At 69.1% G+C, this 19810-nt stretch carries 22 protein-coding genes and 1 pseudogene; 14 read left to right on the top strand and 9 right to left on the bottom strand.

Features of this window, described 5'->3' with window-relative positions; all coding sequences use genetic code 11:
* Positions 1-3 precede the first annotated feature (3 nt).
* The gene (locus ACWC97_RS07815) at positions 4-333 is read left to right on the top strand and encodes a hypothetical protein (protein ID WP_450648037.1); all 330 of its coding nucleotides are present in this window, start codon (positions 4-6) and stop codon (positions 331-333) included.
* A 103-nt stretch (positions 334-436) separates the two neighbouring features.
* Here ACWC97_RS07815 and ACWC97_RS07810 read toward each other — a convergent pair whose 3' ends face one another.
* The 6 genes from ACWC97_RS07810 to ACWC97_RS07785 form a co-directional block, all read right to left on the bottom strand.
* Positions 437-1744, bottom strand: coding sequence for a tyrosine-type recombinase/integrase (locus ACWC97_RS07810; protein WP_450648035.1), 1308 nt, complete (start codon positions 1742-1744; stop codon positions 437-439).
* Entirely contained in the window at positions 1744-1968 is a 225-nt protein-coding gene (locus tag ACWC97_RS07805) for a helix-turn-helix domain-containing protein (RefSeq protein WP_450648034.1), read from the bottom strand. Before ACWC97_RS07805 ends, ACWC97_RS07810 begins: the two co-directional genes overlap by 1 nt.
* The gene (locus ACWC97_RS07800; RefSeq protein WP_450648032.1) at positions 1968-3410 is read right to left on the bottom strand and encodes a replication initiator; all 1443 of its coding nucleotides are present in this window, start codon (positions 3408-3410) and stop codon (positions 1968-1970) included. Before ACWC97_RS07800 ends, ACWC97_RS07805 begins: the two co-directional genes overlap by 1 nt.
* A gap of 151 nt (positions 3411-3561) precedes the next feature.
* Complete coding sequence (locus ACWC97_RS07795) at positions 3562-4287, bottom strand: DUF2637 domain-containing protein (protein WP_450648212.1); 726 nt, start codon at positions 4285-4287, stop codon at positions 3562-3564.
* A gap of 36 nt (positions 4288-4323) precedes the next feature.
* Complete coding sequence (locus ACWC97_RS07790; protein ID WP_450648031.1) at positions 4324-5727, bottom strand: FtsK/SpoIIIE domain-containing protein; 1404 nt, start codon at positions 5725-5727, stop codon at positions 4324-4326.
* Positions 5724-6077, bottom strand: a complete 354-nt coding sequence (locus ACWC97_RS07785) for an SCO3933 family regulatory protein (RefSeq protein ID WP_450648029.1) — start codon at positions 6075-6077, stop codon at positions 5724-5726. Before ACWC97_RS07785 ends, ACWC97_RS07790 begins: the two co-directional genes overlap by 4 nt.
* A gap of 20 nt (positions 6078-6097) precedes the next feature.
* Here ACWC97_RS07785 and ACWC97_RS07780 point away from each other — a divergent pair, with 20 nt between their 5' ends.
* A complete protein-coding gene (locus ACWC97_RS07780) occupies positions 6098-6811 on the top strand; it encodes a GntR family transcriptional regulator (RefSeq protein WP_450648027.1) in 714 nt (237 codons plus the stop codon).
* Positions 6812-7412: 601 nt separating this feature from the next.
* Here ACWC97_RS07780 and ACWC97_RS07775 read toward each other — a convergent pair.
* Together ACWC97_RS07775 and ACWC97_RS07770 are read right to left on the bottom strand one after the other, a co-directional pair.
* Positions 7413-7658, bottom strand: a complete 246-nt coding sequence (locus ACWC97_RS07775; RefSeq protein WP_189954358.1) for a DUF7848 domain-containing protein — start codon at positions 7656-7658, stop codon at positions 7413-7415.
* Positions 7646-7888 (bottom strand): hypothetical protein, encoded by a 243-nt coding sequence (locus tag ACWC97_RS07770; RefSeq protein WP_263438320.1) that lies wholly within the window; start codon positions 7886-7888, stop codon positions 7646-7648. Before ACWC97_RS07770 ends, ACWC97_RS07775 begins: the two co-directional genes overlap by 13 nt.
* 283 nt (positions 7889-8171) lie before the next feature.
* Here ACWC97_RS07770 and ACWC97_RS07765 point away from each other — a divergent pair, with 283 nt between their 5' ends.
* The 5 genes and pseudogenes from ACWC97_RS07765 to ACWC97_RS07745 form a co-directional block, all read left to right on the top strand.
* The gene (locus ACWC97_RS07765) at positions 8172-8891 is read left to right on the top strand and encodes an XRE family transcriptional regulator (protein WP_450648210.1); all 720 of its coding nucleotides are present in this window, start codon (positions 8172-8174) and stop codon (positions 8889-8891) included.
* Between the two features lie 2 nt (positions 8892-8893).
* Entirely contained in the window at positions 8894-9364 is a 471-nt protein-coding gene (locus ACWC97_RS07760) for an NUDIX domain-containing protein (RefSeq protein ID WP_450648025.1), read from the top strand.
* A gap of 131 nt (positions 9365-9495) precedes the next feature.
* Positions 9496-9894: a polymorphic toxin type 50 domain-containing protein gene (locus ACWC97_RS07755; protein ID WP_450648023.1), complete on the top strand. Its 399-nt coding sequence runs from the start codon at positions 9496-9498 to the stop codon at positions 9892-9894.
* Complete coding sequence (locus ACWC97_RS07750) at positions 9891-10196, top strand: hypothetical protein (protein WP_450648021.1); 306 nt, start codon at positions 9891-9893, stop codon at positions 10194-10196. Before ACWC97_RS07755 ends, ACWC97_RS07750 begins: the two co-directional genes overlap by 4 nt.
* 226 nt (positions 10197-10422) lie before the next feature.
* Positions 10423-10619 (top strand): annotated as a pseudogene (locus ACWC97_RS07745) (transposase); the annotation flags it as partial.
* Between the two features lie 336 nt (positions 10620-10955).
* On the opposite strand, the gene ACWC97_RS07740 reads toward ACWC97_RS07745, so the two are convergent.
* Complete coding sequence (locus ACWC97_RS07740) at positions 10956-11420, bottom strand: MarR family winged helix-turn-helix transcriptional regulator (RefSeq protein WP_450648019.1); 465 nt, start codon at positions 11418-11420, stop codon at positions 10956-10958.
* A gap of 64 nt (positions 11421-11484) precedes the next feature.
* Between ACWC97_RS07740 and ACWC97_RS07735 the strand changes: the two genes are divergently transcribed.
* The 7 genes from ACWC97_RS07735 to ACWC97_RS07705 all read left to right on the top strand — a co-directional run bounded on the left by ACWC97_RS07735 (position 11485) and on the right by ACWC97_RS07705 (position 19778).
* Entirely contained in the window at positions 11485-12012 is a 528-nt protein-coding gene (locus ACWC97_RS07735; RefSeq protein WP_450648017.1) for an SgcJ/EcaC family oxidoreductase, read from the top strand.
* A gap of 674 nt (positions 12013-12686) precedes the next feature.
* Positions 12687-13916 carry an amidohydrolase gene (locus ACWC97_RS07730; protein ID WP_392279232.1) on the top strand — a complete coding sequence of 410 codons (1230 nt, stop codon included), beginning with the start codon at positions 12687-12689 and terminating at the stop codon, positions 13914-13916.
* Positions 13917-14054: 138 nt separating this feature from the next.
* Positions 14055-15107: a BMP family lipoprotein gene (locus tag ACWC97_RS07725; RefSeq protein ID WP_352273500.1), complete on the top strand. Its 1053-nt coding sequence runs from the start codon at positions 14055-14057 to the stop codon at positions 15105-15107.
* 312 nt (positions 15108-15419) lie between these two features.
* Positions 15420-17003, top strand: coding sequence for an ABC transporter ATP-binding protein (locus tag ACWC97_RS07720; protein ID WP_392279233.1), 1584 nt, complete (start codon positions 15420-15422; stop codon positions 17001-17003).
* Positions 17003-18121 carry an ABC transporter permease gene (locus ACWC97_RS07715; protein WP_352273630.1) on the top strand — a complete coding sequence of 373 codons (1119 nt, stop codon included), beginning with the start codon at positions 17003-17005 and terminating at the stop codon, positions 18119-18121. Before ACWC97_RS07720 ends, ACWC97_RS07715 begins: the two co-directional genes overlap by 1 nt.
* A complete protein-coding gene (locus ACWC97_RS07710) occupies positions 18118-19380 on the top strand; it encodes an ABC transporter permease (RefSeq protein WP_450648014.1) in 1263 nt (420 codons plus the stop codon). The genes ACWC97_RS07715 and ACWC97_RS07710 overlap by 4 nt, the downstream gene beginning before the upstream one ends.
* Positions 19377-19778 carry a cytidine deaminase gene (locus ACWC97_RS07705; RefSeq protein WP_352273497.1) on the top strand — a complete coding sequence of 134 codons (402 nt, stop codon included), beginning with the start codon at positions 19377-19379 and terminating at the stop codon, positions 19776-19778. Before ACWC97_RS07710 ends, ACWC97_RS07705 begins: the two co-directional genes overlap by 4 nt.
* Positions 19779-19810 lie beyond the last annotated feature (32 nt).

The following is a 19810-nucleotide window of genomic DNA, read 5'->3' as shown; positions in this document are numbered from 1 at the left end:
GAGATGGATCTCCGTGACAGGCTTGCTGACGTGCGTAGACGTCCTCACCTGTATGGCTTGACCACATTCGGCGAGGTGGCTGCGTTTGTGACCGGCATGGATGCCGCGACCGAATGGAGATTCCTCGAAGGATTTCGTGAGTGGCTAGCTTCTAGGTCGGATCTTGGTGCCAATCTCGCGTGGCAGGTTCTGGTGATCAGAATCGCTTACCCAGGTGAGGCCAACGACTTTTGGGTTGCGGCCTCGCATGGTGAAAGCGGCGAAGCGGTTACCGTTCTCTTCGATGAACTTAATTCGTTCTTGAGGGATCGGGAAACGCGCAACGTGGAATAATCTCAGCGAGGCTGAGATAGAGATTGAAGTCAGAGGCCCCGCCGGGAATGCTTGAATCCGGCGGGGCCTTTGGGGCTCTTGACGGCAGTAGTTGACGGCAACGTCAGCGGACGGCGGCTCCGACGAGGGGTGGTTCGTCGCCGTCGTCGGGCTTGCTGGTGATCTCGGCGGGGTTGCGGAGGGTGTTGTTGAGGAGGTCGATGGCGTCGCGTTGGAGGCGGAGTCGGACGTGGGCGTACACCGTCGCGGTCACGCCGATGTGGGCATGCCCCAACAGCTCCTTGATCACAACGAGTTCCACTCCTTGCTCCAGGAGCAGGGTCGCGGTCGAATGCCGGAGGTCGTGGAAGCGGATGCGGCGGAGCCCGGCCTGGCGGAGCAGGGTGTTGAAGTGCCGGGTGAGGGTGGACCCTTCGATCGGAGCACCGTCCGGGCGGGTGAAGACGTAGCCGCTGTCCTTCCAGCCCGTACCCGCCGTTTCGCGCTCTTGGAGTTGTCGGTCGCGGTGTTGTTCGAGAGTGCGCAGGCACGGTGTCGGGAGGGCGATGCGCCGCTCCGAGCTCTTGGTCTTGGTCGGGAGGGCGGTCAGGCCGTCGGAGTTGGTGCGCTGGAGAGTACGGCGGATGCTCGCGAGCCCGCCGGCCGGGTCGAGGTCTTCCCAGCGCAGGCCGAGGAGTTCGCCCTTGCGGAGGCCGGTGCGCAGCGCGAGTTCGAACAGCGCCTGCAATCGGTGACCGCTGGCGGCGGCCAGGAGCTCGCGCGCTTCGTCGGCGGTGAGGGGTTCGAAGCGGCGGGGTCTGGGTGTGCCGGTGCGGACGTTGCGGGCGACATTGCGTGGGATCTCCTCCTCGCGTACCGCGTGCTCCAGGGCGGACTTGAGCACGGAGTGCACGTAGGCAAGGGTCAGCGCTGCAAGCCGCTTCGAGCAGCAGGCACCCGCAGCGCAGCAGCGGGGCTCATCGCGTCCGGCGTCGAGGCCGCGGGTGCAGCACTGGCAGGTGGTGCGGAGCTGGTTGAGCCATGTGCGCACATCCTTGGCGGTGAGCTTGGCGAGCTTCTTCCGGCCGAGGCCGGGGATGAGGTAGAGGCGGGTGACGGCGCTGTAGCGGGTGTGGGTGTTCTCGCGGAGCTGGTGGACGGCGACAGCGTCGAGCCAGTACGTCAGGTACGCGGCCACGCTGCCCTGCGCGGAGGGGATGAGGACGCCGCGGTTGCTGGCGGCGATTTTCTCGGTCAGCTTGGCCAGGGCTTCCTTCCGGCTTGCGCCGTAGACGCGGACACGGCGGCGCGTGTTGCCGGGGGCCAGGACGTATCCGGCGGCTTCCCAGCGGCTGTCCTTGCGCTGGTAGACGGTTCCGTCGCCGTTGGCGCGGACTCGGCGGGATGCTGGGGTGTCGCGGGGTGTGGTCATCAGGCGGCGTCCTGTTCGAGTCGGGTGTGGATGAATTCGGTGAGGGCGTGGGTGGGGATGCGGCGGGCGCGGCCGAGGGTGATCGAGGCGAGCTGGCCGGTGCGGAGCAGGTCGTAGACGGCGGAGCGGCCGAGCTGGAGGCGGGCCATGACCTGGGGGACCGTCAGCAACTCCAGAACCGTGCCCGTTCCGGTGTGGAGGACGGTGGGCGGGGGCGAGGCCATCAGCAGCCCCCTTCGGCCGTGAACTGCCGTTGAAGTTCCCTGCGGTGCCAGACACCCGCGGCGAGGAGGGCCGCGCCGGGGCTGTAGCCCGAGCCGAGGTAGTCCCAGCGGCCGACGACGAGCGTGGTCGTCGGGTCGGTCTCGGGCAGGCCGGCGTGGGCGCGGGCCTGTTCGGTGCGCCAGACGCGGCGGGCCTCGCGCAGCGCGCCGAGGGTGGTGGAGTAGCTGCGGGACTTGGTGGAGAAGTGGCCCCGGAAGCCGAGCATGTGCGCCCACTTCCAGAGCTTGAGATCGGCGAACTCGGCGAGTTTGCCCAGTTCCCAGCAGGTGCGGATCATCTGCCGCACGTGGCGGGCAACGGCGAGTCGTGGCAACGGGCGGGCCTGCCCGGTGCCGTCGCACGTGGTGCAGGGGAGCGGGGTGCCGTGGGGCAGGAGAGTGGCGCCGCGCCCTTGGCAGGGGCGGCAGAACAGGGCACGGTCGAGGGTGCCGGAGGCGTCGGCGGACTTGGTGGCGTACTTCGCCACGTACGCGGCGACCGCCTGGTCGGTGAGTTCGGCGTCGGTGCCGAAGGCGGCGATCTCGCGCACGTCGAGCTGCTGGCCCCAGCCAAGTTCGCGTTCCCCGACCGCGTCCGAGACGACGGAGATTCGGGCCCGGGGTGCGGCGGCCCGGATGGCGTCGGTCAGCACGCCGACGGTGGCATACGAGGGAGGCTGAGTGCTGCCGTCGGGTCCGTCGAGCCGGATGACGGCGTGGAAGTGGACCAGGCCACGCTTCTGGTACTCGGCGACCTTGGCGAAGGACACCCGCAGAACGGCGTGGGCGGCCTTCTGAGTGAGGCCGAGCCGGACGGCGAGCTCGCGGCGCAGGTAGGTGGTGAAGCGCGCCCACAAGGCTCCGGCGTGGGCGTTGAAGAGGACCGCGCCCGCGTAGTCGTACGTCGCCGCGTTGAGCGGCGTGCCGAGCATGGGGTCAGTGGGTTCATGGCAGGTGCCGCAGCGGCAGGCCCGGACGTCACCACCAGGCGTGGTGGGGCGGTTGTGGACGGGGCCGAAGGAGGGGGCGGTGAGGGTGGCGAAGACGCGGGGGTGGGTGCGGACGGTGTTGGGGACGGTCTTGCCGCCGGTGAGGCCGGCGCGGATGAGGTGGTAGGTGTCGGCGGCGTAGAGGCGGGAGCAGGCCGGGCAGCGGGAGGCGCGGCGGTTGCCGCACGTGGTGAGCAGGCTGCCCGTGGGCTCGTCGGAGGAGGTGTAGGAGCGCAGCACTTCGCCGGTCGTGGTGTCGACGGTGGTGGCGTGGCCGGTCAGCCGGACGGGTTCGGTGCAGCCGCCGAGGTGTTCGATCTGCTGCTGTGTGCGGTCGAAGCCGGGGTGGTTGACGAGGTGGAGCAGGTCCCGTACGGCGGGGCTTGCCACGTGGCGCCGGTCCAGGGTGACCATTCGGGGCGTGTCCCTTCTGTTCGGGTGGGCGGCCCCGAGCAGCAACCAGCCCAATCGGAAGGCGTGTTGGTGCTGCTCGTGGCATGGCGAACCAGGCCCATGGGCGGGCGTGGGGTTGAGCGAGGGGGATGCGGCCGGTGAGGGCCGGGGCTCAGAGCTGAGCGAGGGCGGCGGTGGCCACCGGCAGGGCGATGCCCAGGCGCGTGCCCAACTGGGCAGCGCTGATCGGGGTTCCGTGCTCCGCCCGGTGGGTGTCCGCGAGGCGCCGGGCCGCGTCCAGCAGGGCGGCAGGCAAGGCCGGGCTTGAGGCGGGCCGAGTTGCCTTCGCGACGGCAGCGGGCGGAGCAGTGGCCGGAGCCGGAGTGGGCTCCAGTTTCTCGACCGGGGTGGGCGTCGGGGGCTCGGGTGCGGGTGCTTCGTCGGGCACCGGCTCGGAGATGGGGGTGGGTGTGTCCTCCAGGTGCGTGGTGGGGTGGGTGAGGGTGTGGAATTGGGTGAGGAAGGCGGGGCCGACGTGGCCCCAGCCGAGGAGCAGGAGCGGGGCGACGGTGTCCAGGCAGGCCCGGCCGTAGCGTCCGGCCAGCAGCGGTTCGGCGGTGTTCAGGGCGAGGGTGAGCAGCCCGCACAGATGCAGCAGCCGGGTACCGGCCCGCAACTCCGTCTTGTTGACGCCGCGCAGCGCCAGGAAGCGCAGGGCGATCAGGAGCCCGACGACGGACAGGTCGACTATGGGGGCGATCAGCGGTGCGATCGGGTGGGGGACGCCGAGGCGCAGGGCAAGTGCCCAGACGTTGCCGAAGGAGAAGACGAAGGCCAGGGCCGCGATGACTGCCATGACCACGGTCACGGTGCGCCGGGTGAATCGTTCCTCCGCTATGACCTCAACCTCCTTTGTCGCGTGGTCTGTTCGGGATCACTTGGTGAGCGAGGGTGCGGGCGTTGCCGTCCGGCCGGTCGAGGCGAGGAGGGCGTCCAGGCACAGGTCCGGATCGGCGGTCAGGTGCGAGGTGGCGTCGGCGACGCGGGCGGCGTCGGCGTCGGAGACGTAGGGGGTGCGGATGCGGGTGTAGCCGGGGCGGCCCTGCATCGCCATCACCGCGACTCCGACGTAGGCGGGGTCCTGCAAGGTGACCGGGCTGGCATCGGGCCAGTTGCGGATGTCGTCACCCAGCGCGGCCACCGCGGCTTCCACGGTCTTCTGCGCGAAGGACAGCCCGATGGGGCACACGTCGTGGATGAACGTGGGGATGGCGTCGCCGGTAGTCTTCTGGCTGATCAGGATCACCAGGATGCCGACGCTCCTGCCCTTCTTGACCAGGTCCTCCACCAGCCGGGCGTTCTCCGCCGTCAGCGCGGCCAGCCGCTTGGTGGTGGCGTCGCTGCCCTTGTACTCGCGGAAGTACGTGTGCGCCTCATCGATGATCAGGACCGTGAGCGGCCACTGCGGTGAGGGACCGACGTGCCACATGTTCTTCACGCCCAGCACGTCCCGGATGGTCGCCGAGCGCCGCTTGCGCAGCTCCACCAGGCGCTTGAACAGCGCGTTGGCTTCATCGAGATCGTCTCCGCAGAACGCGAACATCCGCTTGACCAGGTCGGAGTAGTCGCCCTCCGAGGCCCGCGACACCTTGCCGTCCGCCGTCACGATCTGCACGGACGCAGACGGCGCGAAGTCGCAGACGAACTTGTTGACCCCGGAGGTCTTGCCCGCACCCGGGACGCCGGCCACCGTGACCCCGGGCACGTTGGCCAGGGACACGCACACCTTCGTGGCGTACTCGTCGATGCCCAGCTCCCAGCGCGTCAGGTCCACGGGCGGGAGGCCGGTGGGCCGGTGCGTGGTCGGCGTGGTCAGGGGGTCGAAGCGCACGCCCCGGATCACCACCCTGCCGGGGCCGTCCGGCAGCACGGACACCCGCGTGCACCGCCAGGCGTCCGCCAGGAACCGCGCCGACTTCTGGTACTCCTCCACCCCGACCTGCGGCAGCGTCCGGGCCTGCACGATCACACCGAACCGGTCCGGCTTCACCTTGATCTTCGGCGTCAGGACTCGGGGCGCGGGGGCGGGGCCGTCCTTCTGCGCGGTGATCTGGGCGAGCAGGCCCGGGGTCTTGTCGGTGACCGTCAGCCCGGCCATCCGCGCGAGCCGTACCCAGCCCCACCGCACCCGCACGGCCTGCCGCATGCTCACCCGCGTGCCCCGGTCGGCCCGTACGTAGCGCACCACCGTCACCAGCAGCCACACACCGACCAGGACGGCCACGGCCAGCAGCGCGTCCGGCACGTATTCCGGCCCGGAATTTCCGAAGCGGATCACTGGGCCGCCTCCGCCGCGACCAGTTCCAGGCGGGCGGCGCGGTAGGCGACGCCGTCGGAGAGCTGACCGTTGAAGATCCGCGCCCACGGGGTGGCGAACAGGTCCACCGGCCGGACCATCACGCCCGGCTTCAGCCCGGCCGCCAGGCCCGTCTCCGGGACCGTGATCTTCAGGACCTCGGCCCGGCCGTCCTCCATGAGCATCACGGTCACCGTGTACAGCGACGCGCCGGTCTCCCGGTCGGTGGCGACCTCCCCGGTCTGCTGGTCCTTGATCTTCAGCACCGGCTCGGTGCCCGCGATGCACACCGCCGACGGCAGCAGAGCAACCCGGATTCGAGGCATGGCCATGCCATCACATCCCTTGATCGATGGAGCCGCTTGATCGGCTCGCAAAAAAAGGACTCGTCTACTCCCAGCTCGGTCGGGGCAGCTACGTCAGCGCCTCAGCCGACCGGAGCGCCGGCCCAGCCGGCGACGACCACGGCGACGCCGAGTCCGAAGGCCCGGACTGGCCGGTCGACCTCATCCGCAACGAAGACAGCCGCCCGCCGTACGTTCAGGTGGCCGACATCCTCCGCCGCGAGATCGAGGAAGGCACCTATCCGCCCGGCTCCCAGCTACCCCCGGCCCGTGAGATCCAGGAGCGGTTCCAGGTCGCCAACTCCACCGCGCAGAACACCTACCGGAGCCTCAAGCAGGCAGGACTCGTGTACGCGGTCAAGGGGCGCGGCGTCTTCGTACGCCCGACTCCGGAGCCGGGCAAGCACCACGGGCCGATCACCAACTACCTGCTACGGGAACAAGTCGACCGCGAGGCCCGCGCCTCCGCCGCCAAGTTCGCCAACCTCACCGATGACGACCTGCTGGAACGGGAAGCGGAGCTGGACCAGCGATGGGCCACGATCCGCGAGGAGCACCAGCGAGTCTTCAACGAGCGCCGGAAGATCAAACGCGAGAAGAGCCGCCGCGGCCTGTTCCTGCCACCCCTCCACGACGACGATGCGGACCCGGACATGTCGCCACGCGAGAAGCTGGAGACCGCACTGGCCGAGTCGAGGAAGCGGCGACAGCAGCGCCCTTGACGGGAAAGTCCGGCAGCTCAGCCAGGGAAGTTCCATGGGACGAGCTGTTCAGAGTTTCTTTACTTGATCAAGGGCGTCCCGCTGACGCGGGCCGCCGCGCGCCGGCGGTCGGTGACCGCCGCCCGCTCCTGTCTGCCGCCCCGCTGGCGACGGCCGCCGACCACTCGGCGCGCAGGGCCCAGAGGCACAGGCCGGACTGTCAATCGGAAGCCCCGCTGTCCGACCGCTCAGCAGCAGACCGGCCGGGTCCCCGAGAGGCCGTCCGGCTATCTCGTACCGTGCGGCGTCGGCACCCCGGCGGAGCTGTCGTCCGGAACGCGGCCATTGTGCTTGGCTGGGGCCGTGACGATGGAGATAACTGGGCTGATGCCAGTGCGGGGTTGAGCGAGACACACGTGGCGGGTGATCCGTTGGCGCGCCCGCCGTCGTGGCTGACTTTCTGGGGCTGAGGCCAGAACCTCACGGTCATGGGCGCGGCGCACATGTGAAGGCCCGTCCCTGCCGGGGCTGACGAGGACGGGGGAGCCTCGGTTGGCCGCGCCCGGCAGGGACGGGAGTCGGGTGGGTCAGCGTGGTGCGGCGCCTGGGCGAGCGAGGCAGGTCACATCTGGCGCCAGGTCCGCCAGGGGCGGGTGATGATCTCCCGGTAGGTGTGGTGGGACGGGTTCTGGCCGCAGTGCCGCAGCACCCATTCCTGTGGTTCGGCGAAGTCCTCGCTTGTCGGCGAGGTCTCTCCGTCCACGGCGCACTGCATCGCGTACAGGACCGGCTCCGCGTCCGGCTCGCGGTCGGGCTGGAGAGTCCAGGTCTCGTAGCGCAGGACCGAGCGAGGGGTCACCGTCCCCACCGCCGGTTGGCCACGGCCACCTTCGCGCTCAGCTCCTCCGTCGGAGTCGGCGTACGTACGTCCTCTGGCGGCACGTCCCACTCCCGGCCACCGCGCGGTGGCCGAAGCTGCACGTACGGCCCCACGTGCCCCATCACCACGCCCACCTTGCCGCTCCGCCGGTCGACCACCAGGGCGCCGGCATCGGGCGAGACGGTGTGCCCGTCGGCATCAGGGGTGGGGGACGTCATCGTGACCACCCCGGCGAGGCGGCGCGCGACCGGGCGTCCAGTCGCAGGGCGGGAACACATGGGGTGGCGCTCATTCGCACGGTGACGCTCCTCGGCGGCGTTGATGCGTGCCCCTGGGGCCTGTTGGTGCCGCAGGGTCGGCACCGATCCTCACGCCGGTCACCGGGACGAAGGAACCTCCACCAAACCCCACTTCGGGACGTCCTGCACCGTGTAGAACGTCCCTAGTGTCGTCCTGAGACAAGGGGGGAGACTCGTGTCGAACGAGAGACTACGAGCCGTCATGGCGGCGGGAGGCTGGACGTACGCGACCCTCGCCCAGGAGGTGGAGGTCGACCCCAAGTCGGTCGAGCGCTGGGTGAACCTCGGCCGCACTCCACGCCGTGCCACCGCCCTCCAGGCGGCCAAAGCCCTGGGAGAAGACGTGCACGCACTCTGGCCGGCACTCCGCCAAGCCCGCCCCGCCCGCGCCATCAGCCCCGAGCTGGTCGCGCTCTACGAGCAGCGGGCCGACATTCCCGTCTCGACGTTCACCGACCTCATGGCCCAGGCCAGGGAACGGATCGATGTCCTCGTCTACGCGGCCGTCTTCCTCCATGAGGCGTACCCGCGGCTGAACGAACTCCTCACCGAACGCGCCGCTGAAGGCTGCACCGTCCGTATCGCGATCGGGGATGCCGACAGCGACAACGTCCAAGCCCGCGGCCAGGAGGAGCGGTTCGGCCACGGCATCGAATCCCGCTGCCGCCTCGCGCTCATGCACTACAGGCCGCTCGCCGGCACCCCGGGCATCGAAGTCCGCACACACGGCACCACGCTCTACAACTCCCTCTACCGCGCCGACGACCAGCAACTCGTCAACGCACACGTCTGGGGTGTCAACGCCTACGCCGCCCCCGTATGGCATCTTCGCCGACACGAGGCAGGCGGCATGTTCGACACCTACGCCGAGAGCTTCGACGCCGTGTGGACGACAGCAACCCCCGTACGAGAGGAAGGCTGACCGTGGCTCGCACCGAGTACTACGACGACCCGAACGCGCCCAAGCCGAACAGCATGGTCGTCGCCGCATCCGCCGTCGTCACCGACGACCATGGCCGCATCCTCCTCCAGCGCCGCCGCGACAACGACCTGTGGGCCCTGCCCGGAGGCGGAATGGACCTCACCGACTCCCTGCCAGGCACGGCCGTCCGCGAGGTCAAGGAAGAAACCGGCCTCGACGTAGAGATCACCGGCCTGGTCGGCACCTACACCGACCCGAAACACATCATCGCCTACACCGACGGCGAGGTCCGCCGCCAGTTCAACGTCTGCTTCACCGCCCGCATCACCGGCGGTCTGTTGGCTATCTCCGACGAGTCCACCGAACTCCGGTTCGTGCCGCCGGAAGAGATCGAGCAGTTGCCGATGCACCACACCCAACGGCTCAGGATCCAGCACTTCCTGGAACACCGCGAGAAGCCGTACCTGGGCTGAACTGTCTGACGGCAGTAGCTGACGGCAACAACCCCGCACAACCACGGACACCCACGCACGTCGCCGGACCAGCAAACTGGGTTTGACCAGCGAAAAAGCAGGTCGAGGGGCTCGCGTAGCACACGTACTATGTGCTGGCGGGAGAGACTCCCGTCCTGGTGCACAATTCGAACTGTCCCAGATTTGTTGCGGACGGGTCTGGCAATATTGTCGAGCTCCCACAGGTTCAGGGCTCGATTAGCCGACAAAAACAAGATCGTCACATTCTCAACGGAAAAGGCTACAGAGGTGGCGGATACTTCAATTCGCATGCTGATGCTCAGGCAGTACTTGACGCCTACCATTCAGGGGAGGCGCAAGTCATGGGCGTGACCAAGACGGGAAACATTCAGATCAGAGTCTCGGCCGTCACAGGTTTCGATAACAACCCTCGGGCGGGTCGGCTCGGTGTCCCGACGAACATCTTCATGATCAAGGGTACGAAGAGTCCAAGTGTGGTACCGATGAACCCCAATTCGGGGGCGTCGTGACTAGTCCAGAAGCGCTGCGGCGAGAGAATGAAATCGTCCTGGACGCGATTCAGGCGCTGTTGGGCCTGATTTCCTCGGATGTCGTCGCTGTGGCAGTTCTCGTCGAGGCGCACCGTGTAGAGTTGATCTTCTGGGTTCGTCGTTGCACGGCTGAAATCGAAGAGGACGCCGAGCAAGCAACTTTCGAGCTGGACGCTCTCCTTTCTGGAGACCATCCCCTGGTCGGGTCGAGGATTCATGTCGGAGATCCCGATCCGAAAACTCTTGATTCCTTCGGGAGGATGATCTATTGGGCGAAGTAGCCAGAAGCTTAGAGTCCAATTAAATTCCCAGTGGTTCAGTTGCCCCGCCTGCGAATTTGTTCGGCGGGGCTTCTGTTTTCTTGACGGCAATGTGACAGTGGCATCAACATTTGGTAGCCCGTCGGCGGTGCATCATCGGTCCCGACCGTTTCCTAAGCGATGATCACCTTTTGGCCTGTTTCTGGGGAGATCTATGAGTTGGGTTGTTTCGGAAGGACTGTGAGGGATCGCGAAGTCGTTGAACCCGTCGTCGAGGTTGCGTCCGCAGGGGTGTGGGACGCAGGACGCGCATGACGAGCCGCTGTTTGCGGCGATCGTGTACTGCTGGTGGGCGGGTGTGCCTGGCGGGCTCTGCCGCCGTGTTTCGAGGTTCCGAAGTCGGCTGCTCGTCGCCGCTTCGTCATCTGGTCCAGGGTTGGAGTCCGGGCCGACTGCGCGGATGCGGCACAGGCGTGTTGCTTGGTCGGTGCCTTACGGGGCGTTTCGAGACGCGGTCCGGGCGATGGTCCACCGTAAGTGCCCGGTGTGATTCATGGCTCCCCTTGCGTCGTCACTCCCACTCGCGTGCCGCGAGAGCAGCACCAAGCCTGCGGGAAGCGGTGAGGCGCGGGGTGGGAAGTCCTCGCTGAGTGGTAGTTGAACCTAATCGGGCCTGGTAGGCGGAGTCGTGCTGGCGGGGATCCTCCCGGTGGGGCCGAGGTGCCCGCGCGCTTCGGGGCGGCGGACCATGTCCGAGTAGCTGCCCTGGTTCGGCCGCCCTCAGTGCCCGCGGCTGCCGCCGACCTCCGCCGTCGCCTCCAGGTACGCGTCGGCGGCGCGGGTGAAGTAGTCGAGGAGGACGGCCCGCTGCTTGGGGGAGTAGCCCTCGATGAGGGCGCCGATCCGCTCGCGGGCCGGGGTCATGGCCTCGTCCAGGCCGCCGGGGCGGGCGGTGGGTTCGACGACGACCTTGCGGCGGTCGTGGGGGTCGGCGGCGCGGTGGACGTAGCCGGCCTGCTCCAGGCGGTCGATCAGGCGGGTGGTCGGGCCGGTGGTCAGGCCGGTGCGGCGGCCCAGTTCGCCCGGGGTCATGGCGCCGTCCAGGGCCAGGATGTTGAGCGCGTACAGATCGGTGGCCCCCAGGCCGACCGCCTTGGCCCCGGCATGGCCGTGCAGCAGTACGGCGCTGAGGTACCGCCGGTAGACGGCCCCGGCGTCCTCGGGCATCGGCTCGGACGTTGACACGCGATCCACCCCTCCCTAATCTCTTCTCCAAAGAAGAGAAATCTTCTGTGAAGTTAATTCCTGCGTGAAGTTATCACGAGAGGTCGTGGACCGCATGGACGTCCCGCCCGGCAATCGCACCGGCGCCGACACGCAAGCCGCCGTCACCGCCCTTCTGGACCGCCTGACCGCCGCCTGGAACGTGGGGGACGGGGCCGCCTACGGCGCCGAGTTCACCGCCGACGCCACGTACATCACCTACGTCGGCACCCTCTACACCGGCGCGGCCGAGATCGGCGCCGCGCACCAGGACCTGTTCGGCAGTCTCCTCAAGGGCACCCGGTTGGCGAGCGAGACCGTGGACATCCGCCGCACCGGGCCCGGCACCGCCCTGGCCGTCACCCGGGGCGACGTCCACAAGGGCGCCCGGCCCGGCCGGCTCGGCAAGATCCAGACGTACGCCCTGGTCCTGGGGGCGGCGGGGGAGTGGAAGGTCGCCGCGTTCCAGAACACCCGGCGCCGACCCCTCCTGGAGAAGCTCTCCTTCCGTGCCCGGCCCGCCACCCGGCCCGCGCCCCGGGGCGTGTCGCTCGGCTTCGGCCGGGCGGCGTGACGTCACCCGGCGGAGGCTCGGCGGTCCCGCCCGCTCCTGAGTCGATGAAGGCTGAAAGCGTTCTCCCGTAAGAGGGCGGATGTCCGCGCGATCCGCGTGCGGGTCGGGGCCTCAGTGGTGGAACGGAGGCGCGGCATTCCGGCGTCACCCCCGGGTGGCGGAGCGCCTCTCCCCCCTGCTGGGGCGACCGTGCGGGAGAGATCCCGGCTCTCCCGGGATGGGCAGGAGGCGGTGAAGTCGTAGGGTCCGGGAGTGGCGGGATCGTGAGTACGCTCCCACGCCCGGGGGTGAGGGGCGGCGGCTCCGTCCCAGGTGGATGCGGCCCTGTCCGGCCCGCCGCAGGGCATGGCGGCGGGAGAGCGATGGTTTTGCGCCGATCTCACCGGTGGTGTTCGGGTCGGTGTGCCGTTCCGGGGGTCCGGGGGCGCCGGACCCCTCGCGCGGTCCAGGGGGCCCGGCGCGGCCCGTGGTTCCCGGGTTCGGTGAATGTGCCGCCGGAATACCCCGGTGCCCCGGGGGCGTGCGCCCCCTCGGGTGGCGGCGGAGTGTACCCACACCGTGAGCGCGCCACCCGTCGCCACGCCCTCCCTCGTTCCCCTAAGTGGCTGAACTTTTCCTGTTTCGAAGACAGTTGGCGGGGGAAGCGGCATAACCTTCACCGGGTGAACCAGTTGATGTCCCGCGAGTCCGACGCCGAGCCGACGCCCCACGCCCAGCCGCTCCCCGGCACCCTCCCCGAGGCCCTGCGTGCCGAGCTGATCGCCTTCCGGCGTGACCTCCACATGCACCCCGAGCTGGGCAACCAGGAGTTCCGGACCACCGCGGCCATCAAGGCCCGGCTGGAGAAGGCCGGGCTGAAGCCCCGGATCCTCGACACCGGCACCGGGCTCCTCTGCGACGTCGGCACGCGCGACGCGTCCACCGCGCCCATGCTCGCCCTGCGCGCGGACATCGACGCCCTGCCGATTCCGGACACCAAGGCGGGGGTGGCGTACCGCTCCACCGTCCCCGACCGGGCGCACGCCTGCGGGCACGACGTCCACACCACCTCGGTCCTCGGCGCCGGCCTCGTCCTCGCCGAGCTGGACCGGCAGGGGCTGCTCCCCAACCCGGTGCGGCTGATCTTCCAGCCCGCCGAGGAGGTGCTGCCCGGCGGTGCGCCCGAGACGATCCTGTCCGGGGCGCTGGAGGGCGTCGGCCGGATCATCGGGGTGCACTGCGACCCGAAGGTGGACGTGGGCCGGATCGGGCTGCGGGTCGGGGCGATCACCTCGGCCTGCGACCGGCTGGAGGTCAGCCTGGACGGGCCCGGCGGCCACACCGCCCGCCCCCACCTCACCACCGACCTGGTCACCGCCGCCGCCAAGGTCGCCACGGAGGTGCCCGCGCTGCTGGCCCGCCGGGTCGACGCCCGCGCCGGCCTCGCCGTGACCTGGGGCCGCCTCCAGTCGGGCCACGCCTGCAACGTGATCCCGCAGCACGCCGAGCTCTCCGGCACCGTCCGCTGCCTGGAGCTGGACGCCTGGCGCGAGGCGCCCGACCTGGTGCACGCCGCGATCGACCAGGTGGCCGGGATGCACGGCGCCAAGTCGATGGTCGACTACGTCCGCGGCGTCCCCCCGGTCGTCAACGACGCCGCCGTGATCGATCTGCTCGCCGAGGCGATGACCGCCCGTCGCGGGGCCGACGCCATCGAGCCCACCGAGCAGAGCCTGGGCGGCGAGGACTTCTCCTGGTACCTGGAGCACGTCCCCGGCGCCATGGCCCGGCTCGGCGTCCGCACCCCCGGCGACACCGCCGGGCTCGACCTGCACCGCGGAGATTTCGACGCCGACGAGGAGGCGATCACGGTCGCCGTGGAGCTGTTCACTGCCTCCGCGTTGCTCACCCGCAACCAAGCGTGACCGGGAGTGTCACCTCCGGTTCGCGACGATCCGATAACGGCTTCCGTACAGGGCTTTATCTGACATCTACGCGCGTTACGATCGCGGCGAAACCAGCGCCGGAAGAGGCGCTTCGGTCAGGTTTGAAGGAGCCTTCCCTTGCGCCGGATCACTAGGATTGCCGCTGTGGGCACCATGTCCGCGGCACTCGCGCTCAGCGTGGCAGCGTGCGGCAAATCATCCTCCTCGTCGAGCAGCAGCTCCGACTCGAAGGGGAGCAAGACCGCCCTCGCGTACGACATCGGCGGCCGTGGTGACCAGTCGTTCAACGACGCCGCGTACGCGGGCCTGGCCAAGGCCGAGAAGGACCTCGGCGTCAAGGGCACCGAGGCCGAGCCCTCCGACGGCGAGTCGGACGCGGACAAGGTCCAGCGCCTCACCTCGCTGGCCCGCGCCGGGAACAACCCGGTGATCGGCGTCGGCTTCGCCTACGCGCCCGCCATCAAGAAGGTCGCGCCGAAGTTCCCGAAGGTCACCTTCGGCATCATCGACGACGCCTCGGTGACCGGCCCGAACATCGCGAACATCGTGTTCAACGAGGAGCAGGGCTCCTACCTCGCGGGTGTCGCCGCCGCCAAGGTCACCAAGACCAAGACGGTCGGCTTCATCGGTGGTGTCGAGACGCCGCTGATCAAGAAGTTCGAGGCGGGCTTCACCCAGGGCGTCAAGGACACCAACTCCGCGATCAAGGTGATCCCCCAGTACCTGACCCAGCCGCCGAACTTCGACGGCTTCTCCAAGCCCGACCTCGGCAAGGCCGCGGCCCAGGGGCAGCTCGACAAGGGCGCCGATGTGATCTACTCGGCGGCCGGTCTGGCCGGTTCCGGTGCGATCGAGGCCGTCTCCAAGGCCGGCAAGTGGAACATCGGCGTCGACTCCGACCAGTACAGCCAGAAGGGCCTCGCCGCCTACAAGGAGTCGATCCTGACCTCGGTCACCAAGGACGTCGAGGACTCCGTCTCCAACCTGATCAAGTCCGTGCAGGACGGCAAGCCGCAGTCCGGTGAGGTCCGCTACGGCCTGGACAAGGACGGCGTCGGCCTGGCCATGTCCAACCCGGCGTTCACCAAGATGACCGAGGTCATCGCCGCCGTGGACAAGGCGAAGCAGGAGATCGTCGGCGGCAAGATCACCGTCAAGACCGCCCCGTAACGACCGCGGTCGTACGGCTGGTACCCCGTGGGCCCGGAGCCGCAGCATCGCTGCTCCGGGCCCACGGGGGTACCCCCGAAGTGGTTCCGCCCGTTGCAGCGCATTCTCCGGACAGGCCCCGAATCCCGGTGTTCCGGTCCTGTCGCGCACATGTGTTTGACGATTCGACAACACTACGCGTGTAGACAGCCCTCGGGCGCGATAACTTCACCCCGCCCCCCAGCGGGTGTCCGATCGATCCCGCGTGGGCGGGCGGCGTCCGGTGATCCACGCGGAATCGCTCAGACATCCCCTGCCCCTCCGCTCCCGCTCCTGTCCGGCCAAGGAGAGTGCGTCATCAACGCGTCCAGTAGCCCCCCTGCCGTGGAACTGCACGGCATCACGAAGCGCTTCCCCGGCGTCGTCGCCAACCACGACATCGGCATCACCGTCCGCAAGGGCACGGTCCACGCCCTCGTCGGTGAGAACGGTGCCGGCAAGTCCACCCTGATGAAGATCCTCTACGGGATGCAGAAGCCCGACGAGGGCACCATCGCCGTGGACGGCGAGCAGGTCTCGTTCCACAACCCGGGCGACGCCATCGCGCGCGGCATCGGCATGGTGCACCAGCACTTCATGCTCGCCGACAACTTCACCGTTCTGGAGAACGTCGTCCTCGGCGGCGAGAAGCTGCACGGCATCGGCTCCGCGGCCCGGAAGAAGATCAAGGAGATCTCCGACGCGTACGGACTGGGTGTCCGGCCCGACGCGCTGGTCGAGGACCTCGGGGTCGCCGACCGGCAGCGGGTGGAGATCCTCAAGGTCCTCTACCGCGGGGCGCGCATCCTCATCCTCGACGAGCCGACCGCCGTGCTCGTCCCGCAGGAGGTGGACGCGCTCTTCGCGAACCTCCGCGAGCTCAAGGCCGAGGGCCTCACCGTCATCTTCATCTCCCACAAGCTCGGCGAGGTGCTCTCGGTCGCCGACGACATCACGGTGATCCGGCGCGGTACGACCGTGGGCACGGCCGACCCCGCGCACACCACGCCCAAGCAGCTCGCCGAACTCATGGTCGGCAGCGAACTGCCGTCGCCCGAGACCCGCGAGTCCACGGTGACGGACGAGCCGATGCTCCAGGTCGACGGGCTCTCCCTCTCCGTGACGGACCCGGACGGAGTCGTCCGCGACGTGCTGTCCGACGTCGCCTTCACCATCCACAAGGGCGAGGTCCTCGGCATCGCGGGCGTCGAGGGCAACGGTCAGACGGAACTGATCGACGCCCTCATCGGGATGAAGACGGCGGACGGCGGAGTGATCACCCTGGGCGGCGAGGACATCTCCCGCATGCCCACCCGCAAGCGGCGCGAGAGCGGCATCGGCTACATCCCCGAGGACCGCCACCGGCACGGAATCCTGCTGGAAGCGCCGCTCTGGGAGAACCGGATCCTCGGCCACGTCACCGAGAAGCCCAACAGCCGCGGCTTCCTGCTCGACCCCGGGGCCGCCCGCGAGGACACCGTCCGGATCGTGCGCGAGTACGACGTCCGCACCCCGGGCATCGACGTCACCGCCGCCTCGCTCTCCGGCGGCAACCAGCAGAAGCTGATCGTCGGCCGGGAGATGAGCCATGCCCCCAAGCTCCTGATCGCCGCCCACCCCACCCGGGGCGTGGACGTCGGCGCGCAGGCGCAGATCTGGGACCAGATCCGTGACGCCCGCCGCGAAGGACTCGCCGTCCTGCTCATCTCGGCGGACCTGGACGAGCTGATCGGGCTCTCCGACACCCTGCGGGTCATGTACCGCGGTCGGCTCGTCGCGGACGCGGACCCCGCCACCATCACCCCCGAGGAACTGGGCTCGGCCATGACCGGTGCCGCTGCAGGCCACCTCGAAGCAGCGCCGGAGGACGAGGCATGATGAAGAAACTCGACAAGGACCGGCTGATCCTCGGCTTCGCCGGACCGGCGCTCGCCCTGGTCGTCGCCTTCGCGCTCAGCACCGTCGTGCTGCTCGTGTCGGACCGTGACCCGTTCGAGCTGTACCGGCTGCTGTTCGAGCAGGCGTCGTACTCCGACGTACAGGTACTGATCATCAACCAGGCCGGTACCTACTACCTCGCCGCTCTCGCGGTCGCGGTCGGCTTCCGGATGAACCTCTTCAACATCGGCGTCGACGGCCAGTACCGCCTCGCGGCGATGATGGCCGCCCTCGTCGGCGCCAGTGTCGACCTTCCCGGACCGCTCCAGATCGCCCTGATCGTCATCGTGGCGATGCTGGTCGGCGCGTTCTGGGCAGGCATCGCGGGCGTCCTCAAGACGACCCGGGGAGTGAGCGAGGTCGTCTCGACGATCATGCTCAACTCCATCGCGACCTCGCTGATCGCCTGGCTGATCCTGCCGAAGAACTTCGGTGACCAGGCCGCCGGGTCCAACAACCTCACCACCGGCGAGATCCACGAGTCCGGCTGGTTCCCGGGCCTCTCCCTGGGCCCCGAGTCCGGAGAGATCTACGGCTTCACCTTCGTCGCCGCCGGCTGCGGCCTCGTCTACTGGTTCGTCCTCAACCGCACCCGCTTCGGCTTCGACCTGCGGGCCACCGGCGCCAGCGAGAGCGCAGCCCAGGCATCCGGCGTGGACGCCAAGAAGATGATCCTCACCTCGATGCTGATCTCCGGCGCGGTCGCCGGTCTGGCGGGCATGCCGACGCTGCTCGGCGACACCCACACGTACAGCCTCGACTTCCCGGTCGGTATCGGCTTCACCGGCATCACCATCGCGCTGCTCGGCCGGAACCACCCGGTGGGCATCGCCCTCAGCGCCCTGCTGATCGCCTTCCTGGACAAGGCGTCCTCCCCGCTCGACCAGTTCGGGTTCGAGAAGGAGATCGCCACGATCATGCAGGGCCTGATCGTGATCTCCGTCGTCATCAGCTACGAGCTGGTCCGCCGTTACGGGACCCGCCGTCAGCAGCAGAAGGTCGGCGAAGAGCTCGCCGCCGGCCACGCCCTCACGACCGAGAAGGAGGCGGCCCTGTGAGCACCAGCAAAGTCTCCGCCGCACGCGTCGCCCCCGCGAAGGGCGGCCGTCGCAAGCTCTCCCTGCCCACCGTCCTGCTGCTCGTCGCCGGCGCCCTGGCCCTCGTCTCGCTCGTCCGCCTGATCAGCGGTGCCGACGACGTGACCTCGGTCGGTCAGGTCGCGGGCGCCCTGGAACTGGCCGTTCCCATCGGTCTCGCCGGACTCGGCGGTCTGTGGGCCGAGCGGGCCGGTGTGGTCAACATCGGGCTCGAGGGCATGATGATCCTCGGGACCTGGTTCGGTGCCTGGGCCGGATTCCAGTGGGGTCCCTGGGTGGGTGTCCTGTTCGGCATCATCGGCGGCGCGCTCGGCGGCCTGCTGCACGCGGTCATGACCGTCACCTTCGGCGTGAACCACATCGTCTCCGGTGTGGCGATCAACATCCTCGCCGTCGGCGTCACCCGGTACCTCTCGAACTTCACCTTCGCCAACGACCCGGGCGGCTCCTCCAAGCAGTCCCCCCGCCTGGAGGAGATCGACAAGATCACCATCCCGGGCCTCTCCGACTGGCTCCAGGACCTCCAGCAGCACCACTGGTTCTTCGTCTCCGACCTCGCCGGGATCATCGGCGGGCTCGTCACGGGACTGTCCCTGCTGACCGTCGTCGCCCTGCTGCTGATCCCGGCCACCTGGTGGGTGCTGTGGCGCACGGCGTTCGGTCTGCGGCTCCGCTCCTGCGGCGAGAGCCCGGTGGCCGCCGAGACCCTCGGCGTGAACGTCTACAAGTACAAGTACATCGCCGTCGTCATCTCCGGCGGACTGGCCGGCCTCGGCGGCGCCTTCCTCTCCATCGTCGCCACCAGCATCTACCAGGAGGGCCAGACCGGCGGCCGCGGCTACATCGGTCTCGCCGCGATGATCTTCGGCAACTGGATGCCGGGCGGTATGGCCCTGGGCGCCGGACTCTTCGGCTTCACCGACAGCCTCAAGCTGCGCGGTGGGGCGGAGAACGTGCACGCGATGCTGCTGCTCCTGGCGATCCTGCTGGTGATCGCCGCCGCCGTGCAGCTGTACCGGAAGAAGTACGTGGCCGCGGTGATCGCGGCGGCCTGCTCGGCGCTGCTGTTCACCTGGTACGCGCTGACGGACCAGGTCCCGAGCCAGTTCGTCGACGCCGCCCCGTACGTCACCACGCTGCTCGTGCTGGCCCTGTCGTCGCAGCGCCTGCGGATGCCCAAGGCGGACGGTCTGCCGTACCGGAAGGGCCAGGGCAAGTGACGGCCCTCGCGGAGGTCGACTGGGCGGCGCTGCGGAGCGCCGCGCGGTCCGTGATGACCCGGGCGTACGTCCCGTACTCGCACTACCCGGTCGGCGCCGCGGCGCTGGTCGACGACGGGCGCACGGTCTCCGGCTGCAACGTCGAGAACGCCTCCTACGGCATCGGCCTCTGCGCCGAATGCGGGCTGGTCTCCCAGCTCCAGGCCACCGGCGGCGGCCGCCTCACCCACTTCACCTGCGTGGACGGGGCGGGCGAGGTCCTGGTGCCGTGCGGCCGCTGCCGCCAGCTGCTGTACGAGTTCGGCGGCCCCGAGCTGGTCCTGGAGACCCCGGACGGGCTGCGCACCCTCGACGAGATGCTGCCGCAGGCCTTCGGCCCGGACCACCTGAAGAAGTAGGGGCCCCGAGGCCCTGCCCACCGTGGCCCTCC

Source organism: Streptomyces sp. NPDC001108 (assembly GCF_053598535.1).
The sequence above is the reverse complement of the archived record's forward strand: the minus strand, read 5'-3'. Positions and strand labels throughout refer to the sequence as shown.

Excerpts from the sequence above, each read along its gene's own strand:
- ACWC97_RS07770 (WP_263438320.1), bottom strand. The coding sequence starts at position 7,888 with ATGACGTCCCCCACCCCTGATGCCGACGGGCACACCGTCTCGCCCGAT.
- ACWC97_RS07765 (WP_450648210.1), top strand. The coding sequence starts at position 8,172 with ATGGCGGCGGGAGGCTGGACGTACGCGACCCTCGCCCAGGAGGTGGAG.
- ACWC97_RS07715 (WP_352273630.1), top strand. The coding sequence starts at position 17,003 with ATGAAGAAACTCGACAAGGACCGGCTGATCCTCGGCTTCGCCGGACCG.
- ACWC97_RS07780 (WP_450648027.1), top strand. The coding sequence starts at position 6,098 with ATGGAGCCGCTTGATCGGCTCGCAAAAAAAGGACTCGTCTACTCCCAG.
- ACWC97_RS07785 (WP_450648029.1), bottom strand. The coding sequence starts at position 6,077 with ATGGCCATGCCTCGAATCCGGGTTGCTCTGCTGCCGTCGGCGGTGTGC.
- ACWC97_RS07815 (WP_450648037.1), top strand. The coding sequence starts at position 4 with ATGGATCTCCGTGACAGGCTTGCTGACGTGCGTAGACGTCCTCACCTG.
- ACWC97_RS07810 (WP_450648035.1), bottom strand. The coding sequence starts at position 1,744 with ATGACCACACCCCGCGACACCCCAGCATCCCGCCGAGTCCGCGCCAAC.
- ACWC97_RS07730 (WP_392279232.1), top strand. The coding sequence starts at position 12,687 with ATGTCCCGCGAGTCCGACGCCGAGCCGACGCCCCACGCCCAGCCGCTC.
- ACWC97_RS07805 (WP_450648034.1), bottom strand. The coding sequence starts at position 1,968 with ATGGCCTCGCCCCCGCCCACCGTCCTCCACACCGGAACGGGCACGGTT.
- ACWC97_RS07800 (WP_450648032.1), bottom strand. The coding sequence starts at position 3,410 with ATGGTCACCCTGGACCGGCGCCACGTGGCAAGCCCCGCCGTACGGGAC.